Here is a 20093-nt window from a genome sequence, read left to right as displayed (position 1 = left end):
ATCACTCCCCGACGAGCGGCTGCGCAGGTTCATCCGATGGTATGACGTACCGCTGTCAACGGATGGTGTCTTTTCGCATATGCCCGACTACACGAGGGCGATTGCCTCCGCCCCGGGCGCCGGACTCACGAGCGAGCGCAGCTTGTCGCGCGTTTCCGGGTCCGTCGAGTACGCCAGACCAGATCGAGGACGAAGATCACGCCCGACCAGTCGTACTCGAAGCCCTGCGCGGTGTAGACGCAGCCGACCTGGCCGAATCCGTCCGGGTCGGTGGCCCACAGGGGCGCGGGCGGCGCACCGAGGACCGACCGATCGCCTTACACGTTCCAGGCCCTGCGCGTCGGCGGCCCGCTGGATCTCCGGCTTGGTGCCCATCTCCCCGGGCCGTACCACCTGGTGCTGGTCGAGCAGGAACACCGGCACCAGGGCGGCGTCGATCAACTCCGCCACCTGGGGACGGCCGGTACGCAGTTCTGACTTGGTGTAGCGGTTGGCGGAGGTCTTGTGCAGGCGGTGGGCCTCGTCGCAGACCAGTACGTCGAGGTCGTTCGGCTCGGCGTCCACGAAGCTGTTGACGTACATGAACAGCTTCTGCACCGCGGGCTTCCGGCCCCGGCGACCTTCCGCATGATCTTGGTGAACGACGCGGACCCGGTGGCGTGCAGAGCGGTCACCCCGCGCCGGTACACCTCGCCGAGAAGCGACAGAGCGACGACGCTCTTGCCGGAGCCGGGACCGCCGGTCACCACGACTGCTTGTGGTTGGACCGCTTGGCCTTGCGGACTGCGGACATCACCTTCTCGTAGGCGACCCGCTGCTCGGCGATGAGCACGAACTGCTCGCGGTCGCGGATCTCGGCCGCCGCGAGGGCCATAAGCTCTTCGACGGCCGGATCTTGCCGTCGAAGCAGCATGTCGGCCGCCGCCGCGCCGGGCTTCGCGGCGAGCCGCGAGCGCAGGAAGTCCAGGAAGACGCCGCGCTGTTCGCCGGTGTACATCCGGCCGTGCTGGTCCTCCTCGACGCCCCACAGGCCCGCGATACGGGATTCGGCCACGTTGCGATCTGTTCCGATCGCGGGGCCGTTGGCGTAGTGGCGGGCTACTTCTTGGCGGTACGGCGTCCTCTGTTCGCGGCGACCGGGCGCCAGGCGCGCAGGTCGTCGTCGGTGAGGCCGTGCTTGCCCTGCTCAATCTGCCGGTCGCCCTCGAAGAACTTAGCGGGGGTCGGGGCGAAGAACGGATCGGGCTCGTTGTGCCACTGCGTCAGCCACGGCTGGAGTTCGAGTAGCCCGGCGAGAAGCGGGGTGACCTCTTCGGTTGTCAGGCCCTCGTGGATGGCGATGTATGTGTCGAGCGCGATCGCCTGCTCCCGGTGGTCCCAGCCTGCCCAGCCGTACAGGTCGGGGGTGGCCACATTGGCTCGCGCGTACGAGATGAACCGCTCCTTGGGCACGTCCAGCTTGCCACGCGCTCGCCAGTAGGAAGGGCGCAGGAAGTCGGCGGAGGCGTACTTGGGCGGTACGGGTATGGAGTCCCGGATCTTCCGCTTGGCCGGCTCGTTCGGAGCGGCGTCCTCCTGGCGCTGGAGATCCCAGACGTGCTCCCAGTCCGCGCGCTTCTTGAGGGCGGCGGGCTTGTAGCGCAGGGCGGAGAGGAAGGGCACGTGCTCGTCGGTCATCAACTCGCCAACAACGATCGGCAGTTCCCTGTGGGGGGCGTAGATCTTGGCTACGGAGACGAAATCCTCGTCGCGGGAGAGGTTGTCGGTGAGGCGGGAGAGGCTGACGAGCGCGGGCATCCCGTTTTCGTCGAACCAGTAAGCCCGGTCCTCGATCCGCTCGAGCAACCAGCCCCGCAGAGCCTTCTCCTGGAGCGAGTCCCACCCTTCGGTGGCCCAGCGCCGCTTGTACTCTGGCCGCTCGACCATGCCGATGGCCCGGGACGCCTCGATGGCGTCGAGGCGCTTCTGGACGACCTGTCGGTAGGCGGCGGGCCAATGGGCGGGAATCTCGGTGATGGGTGTGGACCCATGCCGCTTGAACCATTCGTCGCTGGTCTCCCGTGCGGCGACTCGACGGGCTAGCGCGATCTCGAAGGCGCGCTCGCCGAGAGCAAGCTCGGGGATCTCCGGAGAGTCGGGGTCCTCGGCGACGCGTAGGTCTTCGGGGTGCAGGTGGTAGAGCGAGTAGACCTGCCAGTCCAACTCTTCTAGGAGAGTGATCATTCGGGAGCGGGTGTAGCTCCATGTAGCGTGGGCCTCCCGAAGGGTGTTTGCTGTAGGCCTCAAATCGGCTGCAGTGCACTTGGGGTTGGCAGCGGCGTGTCTTTGAATCAGATTGTCGATAGCTTCAGCAAAAGTGGTCGGGGAGCCAGGAGGTAGGGGGAAATCTTCGATGTTGGTGCCGGTGAATTCGAAAAAGCTCTCCCAGGCGTAGCGCCCAGTCCCCCGCTCGCCCCCTCGGTTTCCCTTGTCGTGACTGATCTGCTTCAGCCAAAAACCGGCAGTGGAACTGTTGAGGAGGCCGATAATGCTTAGATGGTCGGCCTCACTCGACTCCGCTCGAAGATTTATCACGGGTGCGGAGCGGCTCGATACCTTGCCGCCTCTGTCGAGTGCAAAGTGGTTGTGAGAGGAAACGAAGGCGAAGGTGATGGAAAGTGGTGCCTGGTAGCGCTGTTTGAAGAACATTGAATATTCGAACCAGGTTAGACCCCGTTCTAGCTGGGTCTTACCAAATGCGGGTCGATTTATCAGAAGTCGTCGATAAGGCCAGAGGAATCTTTCTATCGCTGGAGGTGCGTCCGCTCGTAGATTGCTCGCGTCGTAGGGCCAGAGTGACACTACTGGATCCAATATGAGGAAATCTCGTACCTCTGTTCCTTCGATCAGCGGACGCTTGTGACTCGATGGGATACGGTGACGCCGGAGGGATCCAGCGCCGACCATATATGCGTGATCCTCACGAGTTACGGCGCCCGCGCCTATATCGGCTGCCACGGCAGAGAGCTTTGAAGCTGCTTGACTGTTGAGTATTTCCACGAGCTCGAGGCCGCCATCTGTGAGGATCCATGGCTGCTTGCCGAAGTAGCGATGCCTCTCTAAATCGTCTACCGACACCCATCGGCTTACGGAACCTGGCTCGTCGATCTGGTTCAAAATTGCGTTCCAGACCAGTCCATCTTCGTCATTCTCGGGCGTGTCGGGCTCTCCTTGCACACTTCGCACGGTCCTGACGAAGGCGGAGCGCCTGTTCCCCGCACGCGGCATGCCGATGAGGATGACCGTAGGGGTTCCATGCCCCGGAATATAGGCGCCGGACGTGTCGATCACTTCAGTCAACTCGACTTCGTGACCGAAGAATTTCTCGATTAATGACGAGCCGAACTCGCGCTTCATGAACGAGTTGGCCGTGATCTGGCCGACCATGCCGTATCCGAGTCCGCTGTCGGCGTCGCCGGTCCTTGCCAACTCGAAGAATCGCTGAGCGAACGGGACTGAAAGGGCATAGGACCCTGTGCACGCACTGTACAGGCCCCGATAAAGCTCGTTAAGCTTCTTGTCCTTCACCGTGATATATGGAGGATTACCCACTACTACATGATATCGCCCCGGCTTCAGGATCTCAGGGTGCTCATGCGCATCCTCGGTCTCGTACTTGAAGTCGGCCAGCTCATCCGCGCCCTCCTCCTCCAGGTCATCAAAAAGGTTCCCCTGCTTGTGTCGGTGCTTGATAAGCGAGTCACCCACCGCCAGATGGATCGGCCAATCGTATTGGGCTGCCTCCGCCAGTGTCGACACCTCACCGGCGGCCATGGCTGCCACTATCAACCGGAACCGAGCAATAGCCACCGCGAAGGGGTACAAGTCCACCCCGTGTACGGAGTTCAGCGCTTCCCGCACCCGCTCGTGCACGTCCTTGTCTGGCCGGGCATCCGCCCAAAGCCGCACCAGTCGCCGAAACACCTCCAGGACGAAGTGCCCCGACCCGCAAGCGGGGTCGATCATCTTCAGATCCTTGTACCCGAACTCCAGCACCGCTGGCGCCATCGTTCGGTCGAGGATGAACTTCACCACGAATTCCGGCGTTTGAAGCAGTGCGTATGTCTTCCGCGCGGACTCATTGAGGTCCTGATACAGGTCACCCAGAAACCGTGTGTTCCAGCCTCGCGTCCCGTCCCCGTCCTTCTTGAGCGGGTCCGTAAAGTCGTGGACGAGGGTGCCGTCCGCATTGCGCCGGCGCCAGAACTCCACTAATTCCCGCGCGCCGTCGTGCGATAACGGGATCTGGAACAGCGGGTTGTGTCGTGGGTCGAACAGCAGGCGACCCGCCTGCCCCGCCCCCAGTTCCGCGAACGCCTGCTCCAGCCATCCCCGGTACGTCGGGTCCGCTGCCTCCGAGACGTACTCCTCGAACCGCGCCAGCGCCAGATGCCGCCGATCGGCCTCCGGCGCAGTCAGATACGGCTCGGGGATCAGCCCGTTGTCCTCGACGAACCGGACGAAGACCGTACCCAGCGCCCATGCCACCGCGACCTGCGTGATCCGATTGTCCAGCCAGGAGTTCCAGGTTGCCGCCGTACGGCCCAGCTTGCGGGCGCGCTCGTACTCAGCGCGGAATCTCGCGCCCTCTGCCACTACGCCGACCTGCTTGCCGAGGTCAGCCTCGACTGCCTTGACCTGCTGCTTCAGGTCATTCAACAGAGCCCTGCGGTCGATCACTCGCAGTCCCCCTCGTTCCGTTCGTGCTTAAGACACTCACGTCCGTCAGGCTGGACAGGTACTCCCTTCTTACCCACGAGTCCGGCAGGTCGATCCATTCACCCAGGCCGGCCTGGTACGCCACCGCCGTGTGCCCCAGCTTCGGCTCACGCCCAGGGTCCGCCTGCGGTACCAGCAGCCACAGCCCCCGCCCGCCCTGCCGAGATGCCTCCGCGAGCCGGTCGAGGACGCCCATGCCGTCGTACCGGGCGAACACGGCCGCCTCGGTCAGTAGAACCGGGCCCGAACCGGCCCCCGGGGCCAACAACTCCCGTACCTGCGGTTCCACCGTCCCCCACGCGGTCCGCGCGTACTCGCTGAACTTCAGCGCGCCCCGCGAACCGGGCTCGGCCACGTCTGCCTTCAGGAGTGTCTCCCACGTCGGCTTCGTGCCCGGAGGGACAAGCGCGTGCATCGACGAGAGGAAGAGTTCGGTCACGGAGACTGCCTGCGCGCCGATGCGGTGGCCCGCCAGCCTCCGTACCGCCTCGACCGTACGGACGTGGTGCACGGTCAGGACCCGGTAGCCGTCCCGCCGGGCCGAGGCGAGGAGCCGCTCGTCCGCGCGGACGCCGCCCGCGACCAGCGGGTCGTCGGAGTAGCGCGTCACTGCGCCTGCCTCCGTCGACTGACGCCAGTCTGCGACCGTCAGATAGGTGGACGCACTGTCCATCCGCGTCGGCAGATAGCGGAGCGTCTTCGTGTCCTCGCGCGTCGACAGGGTGAGGTCGAAGCCGGCGTCGCGCAATGCCTTGGTCAGAGGGCCGCCGGTCGGCAACTCGTGCGTGCTCCTGCCCCGGCCGTCCCTGATGACCAGCTCCGGGAAGCGGGCCCGTACCCGCTCGTTGACGTCCTCGCCCGTAAGGCCGGGCTGCCGGGCTTCTGGTACGCCCGGGATCAGCCGTACTAGGCCGGCCTGGGTGAGGCGCAGGGCCCGTACCAGGGACAGGTTGCGCGGGTAGATTTCCAGGCGGGGCGTCGCCGCCGCGTTCAGGGAGGCAGCGGCGGCCAGTTCGACCAGTCGCCGTTCGTCCCAGTCCACGACACCGGGCGGCGGGGTCAGTACGCCCAGCTCGCTCAGGACCGTCGTAGCCGTCGGCAAGGTATCCAGACGGGCCAGGCGGTCGGCTGTCTTGCCCAGGCGGGTTGCGTAGTCGAGGAGTCCCGGAGCCGTCGGGGTGTCCGGAGCGTCGACCTCCCGTACGTCCAGCGCGAGCAGGCCCGCGGCCAGTACGTCCTCCGTCGCCCTGCGGTTGGCCTGGTGCTGGAACTCGGCCTCGTCCGGCTGGAGTTGCTCCACCTCCACGATGGCCCGCACTGCGGCCAGAGCCAGCGCGCGGCGCTGTTCGCGTCCCGGCAGCTGTGTACCGCGTCGTACGGCGAGGGCATCGGCGATCTCCACGGCGGGGGCGACCCGGCCGAGGCCCACCAGGAGGCCGACCATCTCGTCCCGCAGGGCGTGGACCGCGGGGTGCTTCTTCCAGCGCTTGCGCTCCTCCTTCAGCATCTGCGGGATGCGCCCGGCGGACAGGCCGAGTGCTTCTGCGACGTCCTTCTGCTTGGGCCAGACGCCGATGCCGGGCAGCTCTCCGTGCTCGTTCGGTAGACGCAGCAACAGCCGTACCATCTCGACCTTGTTGCTGTTGGAGCGGTTGTTGTTCAGTTCCGGAACGAAGAGAGTGGCGAGCGTGTCCAGACTCACCGAGCGGAGGGCGGACTCCGTCAGGCGCGCCGCTGCCTCGTCCGTGGCCAGGGCTCCGGCGACCGCCGACCCGGTGGCGGTGAGCTGGGCGAGTTCCTCCTTCGCCTCCGCGCGGCCCTTCGGGGTGAGCGGGGAGAGTGAAGCCTCGCGCAGCAGCCTGCCCCACTGGCGCTGGCGGCGCTGCACCTCGGTGCGGGTCTTGGTGCCGAGGCCCGGCGCGTTGAGGAGCTTGCTGCGGCTGTAGTCGAGGAGGCCGCCGACGGTCGTGATTCCGAGGCCGTAGAGGAAGGACTCCGCGGCCGGGGTGAGACCGGCGGCGGACAGGTGGGTGTCGCGGGTGACCGCCGCCGCCAGACGCTCACGCTGTTCGTCCGCGGTGAGTGGCTCGGCGTCCGCGATCGCTGCAGCGCGCTCGCCCGCCGCGGTCTCCTGCGGTGAGGGTTCGGGGTGGCGGGAGCGGTGGTTGGACGGGACCGTCTGCGATGCGTCGAGGAAGATTTTCCTCCAGGCATCCCGCATCGGCTTCAGCTCGGCGAAGCGCTTCGCCGCGTCCCGGTGGAGGGCCTTGCGGAAGAAGGCGACCAGGCTGTCCCGTACGGCGGGCTCGAAGGCGTCGGCTTGGACGGTCGGGTACGGGAACTCCTTCGCGTCCGTCATCCTCGGCGGGAGCGAGCCATCGCCCCACTTGGGCAATTCGCCCGAGGCCATCTGGTGCAAGGTGACGGCGATCGCGTACCGCTCGGCGTGCGAGTCGTACGCGGTGCGGGTCAGGCTGCCTATGAATGGGTCGAGGTATCCATCGGTGCCAGCCTCGTAGTCCTTCGCAGGGTAGCCCGCCAGGGAGAAGTCGATGAGGACCAGCTCGCGGGTGCGGTTGGGGCGGATACGGATGGCGATGTTGTCCGGCTTGATGTCGCGGTGCCAGACACTCTCGCCCTCCAGGAAGTCCACGGCCCCGAACAGGTAGTCGCCGTATGCCTCCAACTGGTCAATCTTCAACCGGCCGTGCTCGCGCAGCTGGCGCGCGACCGTCTCCTCGCGGCGGCGGGTGCGTGTGCCGGTTTTGGTGCCAGAGTCGGCGGCCTCGGCGTCCTGTTCGGTGGCGTCGCGCTCGTCGCCCACGTACTCAAGAGCGAGCACGGTACGCGGGCCGATGTGCAGGGGTTCCGGCTCGACGAGCCGGATCACGCGGGAGTCGGGGCGCAGCCGGTTCATCACCTCGGCCTCGTGCACCAGGACTTGGCCTCTGCTGTCCGAGAGAGCCACCTTCAGGACGGCCAGCGGCCGGGTCTTGCGCGCTTCGGCCTCCAAGTCGCGGACGAGGAAGGCCCGGCTGGTGGAGCCGGTTCCGAGGCGCCGCCGGACTTCCCAGCGCCCGCCGAGCACATCGCCGGCCACCGCTTCGAGAGGGTCCTTCTCGGGACCCTCGGCCGGTTCGGGGTCGGGCTCCGAGGGCGGGGCGGTCAGGCCGTCCTCGACGATCTCCAGCATCTCCAGGAACTCGTCCACCGAGGACAGGCGTTGACCGGGCCGGTAGGCGGTCGCCGCCTGCACCAAGAAGTCGATGTCCTCGGAGAGGTCGTCGACCAACGAGCTGGGGCGCAGACCCTCGCCCGCCTCAAGGCGGGCCAGCAGCTCGGCCTGGCTCGCGGCCGGGGCCCTGCCCGTGACGAGGAGGTACGTGAGGACACCGAGGCCGTACACGTCCAGGTAAACGGGGTCGGCCGTGAGGGCAGTCAACTCCGGGGCGAAATAGGGGTCGGAGCCCTCCGCAAGGTGCATGGCCGAGAGCGCGGTCGGCGCGAAGCGGGTTATGCCCTGCCCGTTGTCGCCGTCCGTGGCGGAGGCGCGCTGGGTGGCGATCTGCCAGTCCGATATCTCCAGACGGGGGGTGAGCCAGGCGGCGTCCTCCCCGACCGCCCGACCGCCGCGGCCCCGGTCGCGGGGGATCACGTGAACGGCGCGGGCGGCCAGCGCCCTGTGGTGGATGCGGGCGGAGTGCGCGGAACGTATGGTCTCGGCGAGCTGGCGGACCAGTGCCATCCGGCCGAGGATGTCGAGCCCCTTGCCGTGCTGGAGCAGGTACTCGTCCAGGCGGAGCGTGCGCGGGTCGTAGTCGAAGATCAGGGAAGGGCCCGCTAAGTGCCCGGAAGGGTAGTACTGCTTGAGCTGGACCACACCTGGGTGCTTGAAGCGCTGCAGTACGGCCGCTTCACGGCGGGCCGCGTTTTCCACCGACCGCCGGATCGACGCGTCCGATCCGCGCTCGCTGAGGTAGACGCGGACCCGGGCCACCTCGGGCAGCTCGCTGTGGCTCGCCTTGTAGTCGGTCCAGGTCGGGCCGGAGTCAATGGACTTGCGGACCAGCTGATACGGGCCGACCTTGTACTCGGCGTCACTGCGCCGGATACCGATCCGTTCGAGCGTGGTCTTGATCTCACGGGACTCGACGGCGTTGATGCGGCGCCGCTCGTTGCGTGGAGGCTGCTTCAGCAGGGTGACCAGCTCGTCGACCGTGTGGACGCCATTCTGATCGTGGGCGGGCAGGCGGACACGCAGACCGCCATCGGTGAAGCAGACGGCCTCGCCGACCCATACCCGCCTGCCGTTCTGGCCGAGCAGTGTGGCCAGCTCCTTCGCCTTCTTGTTGACGAGGTGGAGCGGGTTGCCGTGCGGGCGACGATGGTCACCGGGGGTGGTCTGCACCCAGGTGCCGTTCTCGCTGGTCACGGAGCCGTGCCAGTCCTTGAGCTCGATCATGTATACGCCGCCGGGCGCGACGACGAGGAGGTCGACCTCGCGGACGTGTCCGGTGTTGGCGGTGAAGGTGAAGTTCGACCACGCGCGCCACGGATCGACGTCCGCCAGCTTCTCCCGGATGGCTTCCAGGCCACGGTGTTCATGGTCGAACTCGGACTCGGTGACCGTGGTCCACCGGCCTTGTCGCATGAGCTGTCCCCGCCCCTTGGAATCTGCCCCCGGTCACCGTCCGTTCGTGTTCATGCGTGCCGTTTCCACCACGTCACGGACCTCATGAATCCTAGTCGCGGCCGACGAAGGTGGGTAAGGCGTGCGTTGAACCGCAGCCGTCGATCTTGGGGGGCGCGTGCAAGGGACACACGCGGAAAGGACGTCGCCGACGCTCCCGCGCGCCCCCATTTCGGCCAGCACGGCCGAAGAAGTGTTGGTCGGGGCAGAGGGCTTTCCCGAATCCCATGAAGGCATGGGGCAGGGACGGGGATCTGACTCTGCTCGCCATGGCAATACTGGTGATCGGTGGTACCGCGCTGGTGTCGTGTTGCGGCGGTTCGACAGCCTTCTGCCGGCCGTGTCGCCGCAGGGGATCTGTTCGCGCGCTGCCGCGATCACACCTTCACCTTGGTCACGATCACCGACTTGGCGGGCCTCGGCAGTCAGACCTTCTCGGTCACCATCCGGGGATGGTCCGCGGTGAGTATGGAGATGTCTTCGACATCGGACGTCAGGATCGTGACACGGCCCGGCTGAGCAAGCGCGGTGGCGCAGAGCATGGCATCGATGGCGTACTTGTGGCCGTGCAGCCCGGCCGCGCGAAGCAGGGCCGCCGCTGACTGGGCGAGGGCCTGGGTGACCGGCTCGACCCGCAGCCGGGACAGCGTCCATTTCAGCGCGGCGTCATTGATCCTGGGGTGGATGACCTCGACCAGGACTGCGGCTGAGGTGATCACCGGAAGGTCGGCGTCGCGGGCAGCGGTGAGCCACTCGTGGACCTCGCGATCGCGCTGCACGGCCTTGGCCAGGCCCTCGCTGTCCAGGATCAGAGCGCCACTCACGCGGCTGCCCCGGCTGCGGATGAGGCGGTGCCGGTGAGCTTGGCACGCTTGGCGGCCACGGCCTCCGGATCGGCGGGGCCGTTGACCTTGTCGAAGTCGGCGATGAGCTCGTCCAGGTGGTCGCGTTCGATCTGGCGTTGTGCGGCCTTCTCCAGATACGCGGACACCCCGCGCTTGCCGACTCGCTCACGGATCGCCTGCAGAGTGCCGGCGGTGAGAGAGACGGAGACGCCGCTGCTGGGGCCGTCGCCGGGGAGGAAGTCGGTGTCGTCGTCAGCCATAGCACGAGTATGGCATTTCAAATGCTATACGGCGACGCTATTCCGAGTCTCCATCCACGCTCCCTCGGAGGCGAGTCTGCGGGGACATCAACACTGGGGTTGGGGCATGCGTCAAGAGATCGCACGTAGTGCCCATAATGCACATCGGTCTGGGTTTGAATTTCCCCTGGCGCGTCGCTGACCTGCGGTTTTCTTCCACATGTTTTCGATACACATGTTTCCGATGACGCATCACGTGGAGTGCGTTGCCATCCTTGAACCGGTGGCCAAGAGCTCCTGACCTGGCCCTCTCCGGGTGTCGTGGCGGTCAGCGCATCGCGACCGCCACGATCTCTCCGAGGACGCCAGGCTTGGCGAGGCGCTCGTCCACCCCCGCAGCCGCGAGGAGCGCAACGACCTGACCCTGCGTCGTCAACCGGTCATCGGCGATCTTCTGGATCTGCGGACCCTGTCCGTTCTGAGTGCCTGCGCCCTGGCCGGACCGCCGCAGCCGCCCCTGCTCACCGGCGCCGAGACGGACCGGATCCGCCACCCCTAGTCCGGACCGGGTCTCGCGCCCGGTCCCGGCCTCGATCCCGACGAGCACCACCCCGTCGAGGCTCTCGCCGAAGACGGCCGGATGAGCCTCGCCCGGCTCGCCGCGCGCACGCACACCTCCGCCGCGACGGCCCAACGCAGGCTTCACCAGCTGAGAAGGTCCGGCGGCGCCGAGATCGCCACCGTCGTCGACCGTTGCCAGGTCGGCCTGGAGATCCAGGCGGTGTTCTTCATCCAGATCGACTCGGTCTCGCTCACCGACGCCGTCAAGCAACTCACGGCCCGCACATGGACGACGTCCACCGACTCCTGGTCGAGGAACTTCCCTGCCTGCCCGGCTACCGGCACGCCCGCGTCCACCTCGTCACCACGTTCGTCAAGGAGGGCGGCATGATCTTCCACGACGGCCGCCGGCACGCCGTCGCGCCGTGAAACCGGCGATGGGCACGTCGGGACCGAAGATACATACCGGACGCGTCAACTGATGGAGGAACAGGCCCGGTTGAGGTGAGGGCTGGGGTCGGGTTCTGAACGGATCGTCACGGTGACGCGCCCGCATCGGCGAACTGCTGTGGATTCGGCTTCAGTTGTTGACGGCGGGCGAGGGCGGGGCTACAACCCGGGGAGAGCGCTCTCACATCCGCTGTTGCTCCAACCCCCCGCACGCCGAACCGGATTGAGGAGACCCCCATGCAGACCTCCGCCGGCGTACCCGGCACACTCGGCAGACCTTCGGCCCGTGTCGTGCGCCCCCGTACCGCCCTCGGGCTTGTCGTCATTCTGATCGTCGCCTGTTTCGCCGCGCTGACGTCCTCGCCCGCCCGTGCCGCCGACCAGTTGCTGTCCCAAGGGCGGCCCGCCACCGCGTCCTCGACCGAGAGCGGGGCGTTTCCCGCGAGTGCGGCCGTGGACGGGAACACCGGTACCCGTTGGTCCTCGGCTTTCGCCGACCCGCGGTGGGTTCGGGTGGATCTCGGGTCCACGCAGCAGCTCACGCGGGTCTCGTTGAACTGGGAGGCCGCCTACGCCACCGGGTATCAGATCCAGACCTCGAACGACGCGAACAGTTGGACCACCGTCTACTCCACCACCACCTCCACCGGTGGCAGCCAGAACATCACCATCAGCGGCAGTGGGCGCTATGTGCGGGTGAACGGCACTGCGCGGGCCACCCCGTACGGGTACTCGTTGTGGGAGTTCCAGGTCTACGGGCCCGGGAGCACCACGCCGCCGGACGACTTCTGGGGGAGTACGAGTGACATACCTCCGGCCAGCCAGGCCGTCGAGGTGAAGATCCTCAACCGGACCAACGGCAAGTACCCCGACAGCCAGGTGTACTGGAGCTTCAACGGGCAGGTGCACTCCATCGCCGAGCAGCCCTATCTGGACATGCCGGCCAACTCCGCGGGTCGTATGTACTTCTACCTGGGCACGCCCAACGGGCCGTACTACGACTTCATCGAGTTCACGGTCGGCGACAACGTCTTCAACGGGAACACCACCCGGGTCGACGCCTTCGGCCTCAAGCTCGCCATGCGGCTGCACAGCAAGGACGGTTACGACGTCGAGGTCGGTGAGAACCGGCAGACCTTCGCCGAGGACCGCGCCACTACATTCCAGCGGTTCACGGACGCGGTGCCTTCGCAGTTCAAGGTGCTGGCCCAGACCCAGGGTCCGTACCGGATCATCGCGCCCGGCAGCGACCCGAGCTTCCGCGCGGGTGGCGTCAACGCCAACTACTTCACCTCGTACGCCCAGTCGGTCGGCGTGAACGCGGCCACCTCCGACATCTTCGGGTGTGCCGGCTCGCTGGCCGCCAACCCCGACATGTGTGCCGGGCTCAATCGTCATGTGGCCACGCTGCCGGCTTCGCAGCAGTCCGACCCGGCGCAGTTCTACAAGGCGGCGCCCGCGAACTACTACGCCAAGTTCTGGCACGACAACGCCATCAACCAGCTTGCCTACGGCTTCCCCTACGACGATGTCGCGGGCCAGTCCTCCTTCGTCTCCCACGCCAGTCCGCAGTGGCTCCTGGTCGCCGTCGGCTGGTAGCACACGCCGAAGCGGGGCCGCCCTTTTCGCAAGGGCGGCCCCGCTCCATGTGGCGCTGTACCGGCGGGAGTTACTGGACGTTGATCGTGAAGGTGCTGGTGGTGTTGCGGATGTCCTGGGCGTTACCGCTCATCCGCAGGTTGATGAAGGTGGCCGAACCGACGGCGGGTCCCTGACCGGGTTCGGGCAACTCGTTGGCCCAGACGCCCCACCCGGACTTGGCGTCGAACGCGTCTCCGCTCTTCTTGGAGTTGGTGATGGAGATGTCGGTGAAGATCGTGTCCTTCACCGGGAACTGCGGCTGGCCGCCGACGTAGTTGGTCTGGAACATCACGCCTCCGTAGGTGGAGTCGTCGATGTCGACGTCGTTGACCCGGATGCCCTGGAAGACCTTGGAGGCCGAGAACGCCCAGATCGCGGGGAAGACCTGGGAGCCCCAGAAGTGGCCGCCCGTTCTGTCCAGGGAGACGTTCTCGATCGTCGTCGGATCGGTCCCGAAGCCGTTCATCGGGTAGCCGAAGTCCAGCGAGGAGATCGTGATGCCGGAGTAGACCAGGGTGTCGGCGACCCTGATGTTGCGGAAGGTGTTGTTGAAGCCGCCGTAGACGGCGATACCGGCCGCACGCCAGGTGAGCGTCGACGTCAGGTTCTCGTAGAGGTTGTTCTTCTCGTCCGCGCCGCCCGCGTCGATCGCCGAGAAGAGCGCGAAGCTGTCGTCGCCCGTGGCCCGGGCGTCGTTGTTGACCACGTGGTTGTCCGTGGAGCCGTTCGTCATGTTGATGCCGTCGGCGAACGTGTCACGGATGCGGGAGTTCTTGATGGTCACGCTGTCGGTGTTGGCGCCCCAGTAGAGGCACACCATGTGCTCGACCCAGATGTCGTCGATGGTGATGTTGGCGACGTTGGAGAAGTCGAACACCTTGCCCGGACCGTCGATCCGGGACGTGTAGTTGCCGAAGTAGGCGAAGCCGGTGAACGACGAGCCGTTCGCGGTCGCCTCGGCCCGGAAGCCGACGTCGGTGTTCTCCTGCGAGGAGGGTGCGTGGAAGCGGGTGAACCACGACCCGGCTCCCAGGACCTTGACCGCCTTGCCGTAGACCTGGAACTTGCTGGCGGTCTCGTAGTCACCGGCGGGCAGGTAGACGCCCACGAGCTTGCCCGTGGTGTCCATGCGGACCTTGTCGAGCGCGTTCTGCACGTCCTGGTGCGAGAAGCCGGCCGGGACCGTGTAGGCGGCCGGGTCCGGATTCGGGACCGCCGTCGCCTGTTCGAGGTTGACGAAGTCGACGGCGTAGGTGGAGGTGTTGGCCGCGTCCTTCTGGAGCCGGATCTTGGAACCGGGCGGAACGGTCTTGCCGAGCTGGACGTTCGCCTCGTCGTAGATGTGGCGCGGGGCGCCGGAGCCGGGCGAGTTGCCGGGCGCGGTCTCGTTGCCGTAGAGCCAGGCGTACTTCGAGGTGAGGTCGATGGCCTTCAGGAACTGGCCGTCGACGTAGATGTTGAGCGTGGTGTCCGTGCCGTCCGGGATCTCGAAGCGGGTGACCAGGGTGTTGGTCGCCGCGCGGGTGGTCCACTCGACGTACTGGCCGGTCCCGGTGAGGGTCACCGCCTTGCGGCCGCTGGCCTCGCCGGCGATGTCGCCGATCGTGCGGTTCGGGCCGACGACCTTGGCGCCGCCGCCGACGGTGCCGTCCTCGGCCTCGTACATGTCGTACGGCATGTCCGCGCCGCGGCCGACGAACAGGGCCTGCGTGGTGGTGTTGTTGGCCCGCTTGACCGGCAGTTCGTTGGCGTCGTCGGCGATGACCGTGGTGACGCTGAACTTGCCGTTGGCCGCGGTCCACGAGCCGAGGGCGACCGGTGAGGTCGTCTGGCCGGCTGCGATGGCGCCGTTGTAGGTGCCGGTGAGCGTCTTGACGGTGGCGCCGTTCGCGTCCTTGACCGTCAGCGTGACGCCGTGGGCGCCGGAGGCCGAGGCCACCGAGCCCTGGTTCTTGATCGCGACGGTGAAGGTGACGTTGTCACCGGCCGAGGCGCTGGACGGGGTCCAGGCGACCGGCGCGGCGACCAGGTCGGAGCTGGAGACCGGCTTGACGACGAGGGCGTCGGAGCGGGTGAAGACGTTGTTCGCGTCGTTCTGCTCGATGACCTTGTTCGTCGGGTCCACCTCGGCGCCGACCGCGTAACTGCCCGCGTCCCGGGTGCCGATGCCCGCCGTGACGGTCGTCGACTGGCCGGCCGCGAGGGCCGGGACGTCCGCCGTGGCGGCCTTGGTGCCGCCGAGTGTGAAGTTCAGGTCGGTGGCCTTGGCCGCCTTGCTGCCGCTGTTGGTGACGGTCGCCGTCAGGCTGATGGCGACCGACTCGACAGGAGCCGCGGGGGAGTTGGTGATGCCGGTGACCCTGAGGTCCGGGTTGGCCGCCGGGGTGCCGATCACCTGGAACTCGGCGACCTGCGCGCCTGGGGCGCCGGTGTTGGAGGCGAACTTGAGCTGGATGTCCGCGGCCGCGCCGGAGACCGGGATGGTCAAGGTATTGCCGCTCGACGGATTGAACGTGTAGTCCTTCGCCGCGGCGAGACTCGTGAACGCGGTCGCGTCCTGGTCGCGGCCGAGCACCTGGATGTTCTGCGTGCGCGTGGACCAGGCGGCGTCCGGGTTGAGCTTGACGACGACCTGGCTGAGGTCGGCGTTGGCGCCCAACTTGGTGGTGAGGGTGGCCGGGTAGGCGCCGCCCGCGCTCTCCCAATAGGTGGCCGTCTGGCCGTCGTTGGCGTTCGCGGCGATGTAGGTGAAGGTGTACGAGGAGGCCTCGATGGGCTTGCCCTGGGCGAGGTCGGAGCCCGAACCGTTGCCGGCCCGGGTCACGCTGTTGCTCGCCACCGACACGTTCCCGGCGGCGTCCTTGGCCTTCACGGAGTAGGTGACTGTGGCCGACGGTGACGGGGTGTCGGTGTAGGTCAGGACGTTGCCCGCCACGGAACCGACGACCTGCCCGCCCGCGTAGACGTCGTAGCCGGTGACCTGGACGTTGTCGCTCGACGCCTGCCAGGTGAGCTTCACGTCGTTGCCGGACTGCGTGTAGGCGAGGTTGCCGGGCGCGGTGGGCGCCTGGTTGTCGCCGCCCGAGCCCGCGCGCGTGACGCTGTTGCTGTTGGCGGAGACATTGCCCGCCGCGTCCTTGGCCCGCACGAAGTACGTGACGGCGCTGCCGGCCGGCTGGGTGTCGGTGTAGGTGAGGACGTTCCCGGCGACGCTCGCCCTCAACTGCCCGTTGGCGTAGACGTCGTAGCCGGTCACGGCCGTGTCGTCGCTGGCCGCGCTCCAGGTCAGCTTGATCTGCCCGGTGGCCGGCTCGGTGTAGCTCAGGTTGGTCGGCGCGGTGGGCGCCTGGGTGTCGCCGGTGGCCGGTCCGTAGACCTCCAGCTCGGACAACTGCCCTGCCGGCCAGCCGGTGTTGGCGGTGATCAGCACGCGTACGTACCGCGTGGTGGTCGTGTCCAACGTGATGGTCGTCGACTGGTCGTTGGAACTGTCGAAGGTGTACGCCTTCGAGGCCGTCAGGTCGGTGAAGTTCTGGTTGTCGGTCGAACCCTGGACCTTGAGCGTCTCGCTGCGGCTCGGCCAGCCGCTGGGCAGTCGCAAGGTCACCTGGTTGATCTGGACCGATGAGCCGAGGTCGACCTTGACCCACTGCGGGAAGGCGTTGTTGGCGCTCTCCCAGTAGGTGTTGCGGTTGCCGTCACCGGCGTTGGCCGCGCCGTAGACGTCGGCGTGCCCGCTCTCGCTGAAGGGCTTGCCCTGGGCGAGGTTGGGGGTCGCCGCGGCGGCGGTGAGGACCTGCAGCTCCGCCAACTGAGCGGTGCCGGCGACCGAGTTGGCGCTGAAGTCGGCCCGTACGAACCGGGCGAGGGTCGCGGGGAAGGAGACCTTCACCGTGTTGTCGTTGCCGGGGCTGAAGACGTACTGCGCCGACGACTTGAGCGTCGCGAAGCTCTTTCCGTCGGCGCTCGCCTGGAGCGCCAGCGTCTGCTTGCGGGTCTGCCAGTCCTCGGGCAGCCGCAGCACGACCTGGTGGACGCGCTCGGTCCGCCCGAGGTCGGTCTGCACCCACTGGGCCGACTTCTTCCCGGCCTGCCAGTAGGTGTCGGTGTCGCCGTCGGTGATGTTGGTGGCCTTGTGCGCGCCGCGGGTGCTGCCCGCGGTGGTCTTGGCGTCCGCGGCGGCGTTGGGGCCGCCTGCCGCGTGGGCGCCGACGGCCGGCAGGCCCAGCACCATGACGGCGGAGGCGAGCGCGGCGGTCGCTGCGCGGCGCCTGGTGGATCTCTGCTTGTGTCGAGTCATGCGGGGTCGCTTCCTGCGGAGGCTCGCGCGCCGGTGGGGGCGGCGAGGGCGGCTCATTCCTGGCGGCGTGGTGCAGAAAGGTGCAGGACGATCAGGAGTGCGGTGTGGAGCGCGGTGCGTCTGGGTGGGGGCACCGTGAGGCAGAATTTTGCGTTGTTTCATCGAAATATTGCAGAGCTGAGTGGGCAGGTCTACAGCCTGAACAGCACAATTTTCACCAGAAGCACCCATCACTCAGGGGCGGTGGCGGCGCGGGCGTCACTTCCGAGCTGATGGGGCGGCCGAACGGCAGGCGTCGGAGCGGGCTTTACGGGCCCGTGCGGCGCGATACGCGGCTCGGCGGCAGTTGGAAACTTGCGTTCCGGGACCGCAAGCGAACGCAAGATACGCAAAAACTTGCGCGATTCATGCGCTCCCGGGAATCGGCGTCCGGGCAGCACCGTCCGCCAGGACGTCGAGGATGTTGTCGACCGCCAGGTCGACCATCGCGGCCCGTGTGGCCTCGGTGGCCGAGCCGATGTGGGGGAGTGTGACGACGTACGGTTCCGCGACCAGCGGGGACAACTCCCGGCCCATCGGCTCGTGTTCGTAGACGTCGAGGCCCGCGGAGTGCAGGCGGCCCTCGCGGACCGCGTGGAGCAGGGCCTCCTCGTCCACGACGCCGCCGCGGGAGGTGCTGACGAGGGTGGCGGTGGGCTTCATGACGGCCAGTTCGCGGGCCGAGACGAGGTGCCGGGTCTCCTCGGTGAGGGGCACGTGCAGCGACACGACGTCGGACTCGGTCAGCAGCGTGGGCAGGTCCACCGAGGTCGACAGGTCGTCGTCGGGGGCGTACGGGTCGTGGTGGAGTACGCGCATGCCGAAGCCGTGGGCCCGGCGGGCGACCGCGCGGCCGATCTGGCCGTAGCCGATCAGGCCGAGGGTGGCTCCATGGATGTCCTGGCCGAGGTAGTCGTGCATCCGGAAGAGCTCCCACGAGCCTTCCGCCAGGCTTGCGGACGCGGCGCCCAGCCGGCGGCGGGCGGAGAGGATCAGCGCGAAGGTGAGGTCGGCCGTGGTCTCCGCGAGCACACCCGGGGTGTGGGTGACGACGATGCCGCGCTCCGCGGCGGCGGCCCGGTCGACGTTGTCGAAACCCATGCTCGCCAGCGCGATGACGCGCAGCGAGGGGCCCGCCGCGTCCATCAGCGCGGCGTCCACCGGGTCGTTGCCCAGCGCCAGTACGCCGCTCGCTCCGGGCGCGAGTGCGGCCAGGTCGGCGGGAGCGGGCTTCTCGGCGCCGGGCCAGGTCACCAGATCCGCCGTTTCGGACAAGCGGTCCAGGCCTTTGCCGGGCAGGATTTCACGGGTGGCGAGGACACGCTTTTTCATCTGGTTTCTCCAGTGACGAGCCGTGCGCGAGCCGTGCATATGTCGTGCACAAGCCGTGCATTGTCGACCAGGCGGACGGTTTCCCAAAAAGCTAGTCGGGGCCGTCACCGTAAACAAATAGCGGATTCTTCTGACGCTATCGGCGATCCTTATCCTCGATCAGTTCCAGGAACAGATCGTGCACCGCCAATGCGGGCTCGGAGAGAGGCTGGTTGTCCGACGTCACCAGGGACAGCTTGACCTGGATGACCGGCTCCACGATCCGCCGTACGGACAGGGAGCGGGCGTCCAGGATGGCGCGCGCCGCCGACCAGGGCAGCACCGTGGCGCCCAGGCCCGCGTCCACGGCGTTGACGAGCGTCAGCGCGGATTCGACCTCGCCGACCACGTTCAGCTGGAGGGAGGCCTGCTGGAAGGCGGCGTCCACGACCTGGCGGATGGTGTGGATGCGGCTGGGGAGGAGCAGGGGCACGCTCGCCAGCTCCTCCAGGTGCACCTCGCCCTGCCCCGGCGGGGCCGTCTCGCCGGGTGCGCCGATCAGGAACAGGTCCTCCGTGCGTACGGGCTCGTACTGCACACCCCGCAGCGGGCCGGCTCCGTAGATGAACGCCATGTCCATCCGGCCCGTCATGATCGCCTCGCTGATCACGCCGCCGAAGTTCTCGTTGATGTGCAGCAGGATGTCCGGGTAGCGCTCGCGCACGCTCGTGAGCAGGGGCAGGGCGAGGGCCGCGCCCAGGCTGTACGGCGCGAGGCCGACCGACACGCTGCCGGCGGGGGCCCGGCCGGAGACCCCGACGGCCGCGTGGGCGAGGTCCACCTGCCGCAGGATCAGCTGGGCGTGCTGGTACAGCGCCCGGCCCGCCTCGGTCGGGGCGACCCCGCGCTTGCTGCGGATCAGCAGCTGCTGGCCGAACTGCGCCTCCAGCGCGGACAGTTGCTGGCTGAGCGCGGGCTGGGCGATGTGCAGGATGTCGGCCGCGCGCGTGATGCTCCCCGCGTCGATGATCTTGATGAACGAGTACAGACGCCTGGTGTCCATGCGCGGGGCCTTCCAGATGGAGCGAAGCCTCATCGTAAGGAGGGATCTCCCCCGAGCACAGCCCCGGTGAGTGGCGGGTGTGAGGGGAGTCATAGCGGTTCGCGATAACGCCAGACCGAACGGATATTGGCGATCACGCGACGAGCGGAATAAGTTGAGCGGAACATCCACACCGGAACGGCTCGAAGAATTCATT

General features: G+C 67.4%; 10 protein-coding genes and 1 pseudogene. 2 read left to right on the top strand and 9 right to left on the bottom strand.

The window, feature by feature from the left end; translation table 11 throughout:
• Nucleotides 1-87 precede the first annotated feature (87 nt).
• The 6 genes and pseudogenes from M2283_RS52000 to M2283_RS30515 form a co-directional block, all read right to left on the bottom strand.
• A pseudogene (locus tag M2283_RS52000) lies at nucleotides 88-746 on the bottom strand (DNA/RNA helicase domain-containing protein).
• Complete coding sequence (locus M2283_RS51680) at nucleotides 743-1054, bottom strand: hypothetical protein (protein WP_348538936.1); 312 nt, start codon at nucleotides 1052-1054, stop codon at nucleotides 743-745. Before M2283_RS51680 ends, M2283_RS52000 begins: the two are co-directional and overlap by 4 nt.
• A 44-nt stretch (nucleotides 1055-1098) precedes the next feature.
• Nucleotides 1099-4719: a BREX-2 system adenine-specific DNA-methyltransferase PglX gene (pglX, locus tag M2283_RS30530; protein WP_280879659.1), complete on the bottom strand. Its 3621-nt coding sequence runs from the start codon at nucleotides 4717-4719 to the stop codon at nucleotides 1099-1101.
• A complete protein-coding gene (pglW, locus tag M2283_RS30525) occupies nucleotides 4691-9409 on the bottom strand; it encodes a BREX system serine/threonine kinase PglW (protein ID WP_280879658.1) in 4719 nt (1572 codons plus the stop codon). The genes pglX and pglW overlap by 29 nt, the downstream gene beginning before the upstream one ends.
• A 464-nt stretch (nucleotides 9410-9873) precedes the next feature.
• On the bottom strand, nucleotides 9874-10272 hold the full coding sequence (locus tag M2283_RS30520) for a PIN domain-containing protein (RefSeq protein WP_280879657.1): 399 nt from the start codon (nucleotides 10270-10272) through the stop codon (nucleotides 9874-9876).
• A complete protein-coding gene (locus tag M2283_RS30515) occupies nucleotides 10269-10553 on the bottom strand; it encodes a hypothetical protein (protein WP_280879656.1) in 285 nt (94 codons plus the stop codon). Before M2283_RS30515 ends, M2283_RS30520 begins: the two co-directional genes overlap by 4 nt.
• An 825-nt stretch (nucleotides 10554-11378) precedes the next feature.
• Here M2283_RS30515 and M2283_RS30505 point away from each other — a divergent pair.
• Together M2283_RS30505 and M2283_RS30500 are read left to right on the top strand one after the other, a co-directional pair.
• Nucleotides 11379-11522 carry a hypothetical protein gene (locus tag M2283_RS30505; protein ID WP_280879654.1) on the top strand — a complete coding sequence of 48 codons (144 nt, stop codon included), beginning with the start codon at nucleotides 11379-11381 and terminating at the stop codon, nucleotides 11520-11522.
• Nucleotides 11523-11780: 258 nt separating this feature from the next.
• Nucleotides 11781-13142, top strand: coding sequence for a beta-1,3-glucanase family protein (locus M2283_RS30500; RefSeq protein WP_280879653.1), 1362 nt, complete (start codon nucleotides 11781-11783; stop codon nucleotides 13140-13142).
• Nucleotides 13143-13212: 70 nt separating this feature from the next.
• Here M2283_RS30500 and M2283_RS30495 read toward each other — a convergent pair whose 3' ends face one another.
• From M2283_RS30495 to nac, 3 genes are all read right to left on the bottom strand, one after another.
• Nucleotides 13213-17484, bottom strand: coding sequence for a discoidin domain-containing protein (locus tag M2283_RS30495; RefSeq protein ID WP_280879652.1), 4272 nt, complete (start codon nucleotides 17482-17484; stop codon nucleotides 13213-13215).
• Between the two features lie 405 nt (nucleotides 17485-17889).
• Nucleotides 17890-18855, bottom strand: a complete 966-nt coding sequence (locus tag M2283_RS30490) for a 2-hydroxyacid dehydrogenase (protein WP_280879651.1) — start codon at nucleotides 18853-18855, stop codon at nucleotides 17890-17892.
• Nucleotides 18856-18991: 136 nt separating this feature from the next.
• Nucleotides 18992-19897 (bottom strand): nitrogen assimilation transcriptional regulator NAC, encoded by a 906-nt coding sequence (gene nac, locus M2283_RS30485; protein WP_280879650.1) that lies wholly within the window; start codon nucleotides 19895-19897, stop codon nucleotides 18992-18994.
• Nucleotides 19898-20093: the final 196 nt, after the last annotated feature.

This window comes from Streptomyces pseudovenezuelae, from assembly GCF_029892565.1.
Classification (GTDB): Bacteria; Actinomycetota; Actinomycetes; order Streptomycetales; family Streptomycetaceae; genus Streptomyces; species Streptomyces pseudovenezuelae_A.
This window is presented reverse-complemented; position numbering and strand designations above follow the sequence as displayed.

What these genes read in the sequence shown, in the direction of transcription:
- M2283_RS30505 (WP_280879654.1), top strand. Translation starts at nt 11,379, where the DNA reads ATGGACGACGTCCACCGACTCCTGGTCGAGGAACTTCCCTGCCTGCCC.
- M2283_RS30490 (WP_280879651.1), bottom strand. Translation starts at nt 18,855, where the DNA reads ATGAAAAAGCGTGTCCTCGCCACCCGTGAAATCCTGCCCGGCAAAGGC.
- M2283_RS30495 (WP_280879652.1), bottom strand. Translation starts at nt 17,484, where the DNA reads ATGACTCGACACAAGCAGAGATCCACCAGGCGCCGCGCAGCGACCGCC.
- pglW (WP_280879658.1), bottom strand. Translation starts at nt 9,409, where the DNA reads ATGCGACAAGGCCGGTGGACCACGGTCACCGAGTCCGAGTTCGACCAT.
- M2283_RS30515 (WP_280879656.1), bottom strand. Translation starts at nt 10,553, where the DNA reads ATGGCTGACGACGACACCGACTTCCTCCCCGGCGACGGCCCCAGCAGC.
- M2283_RS30500 (WP_280879653.1), top strand. Translation starts at nt 11,781, where the DNA reads ATGCAGACCTCCGCCGGCGTACCCGGCACACTCGGCAGACCTTCGGCC.
- nac (WP_280879650.1), bottom strand. Translation starts at nt 19,897, where the DNA reads ATGGACACCAGGCGTCTGTACTCGTTCATCAAGATCATCGACGCGGGG.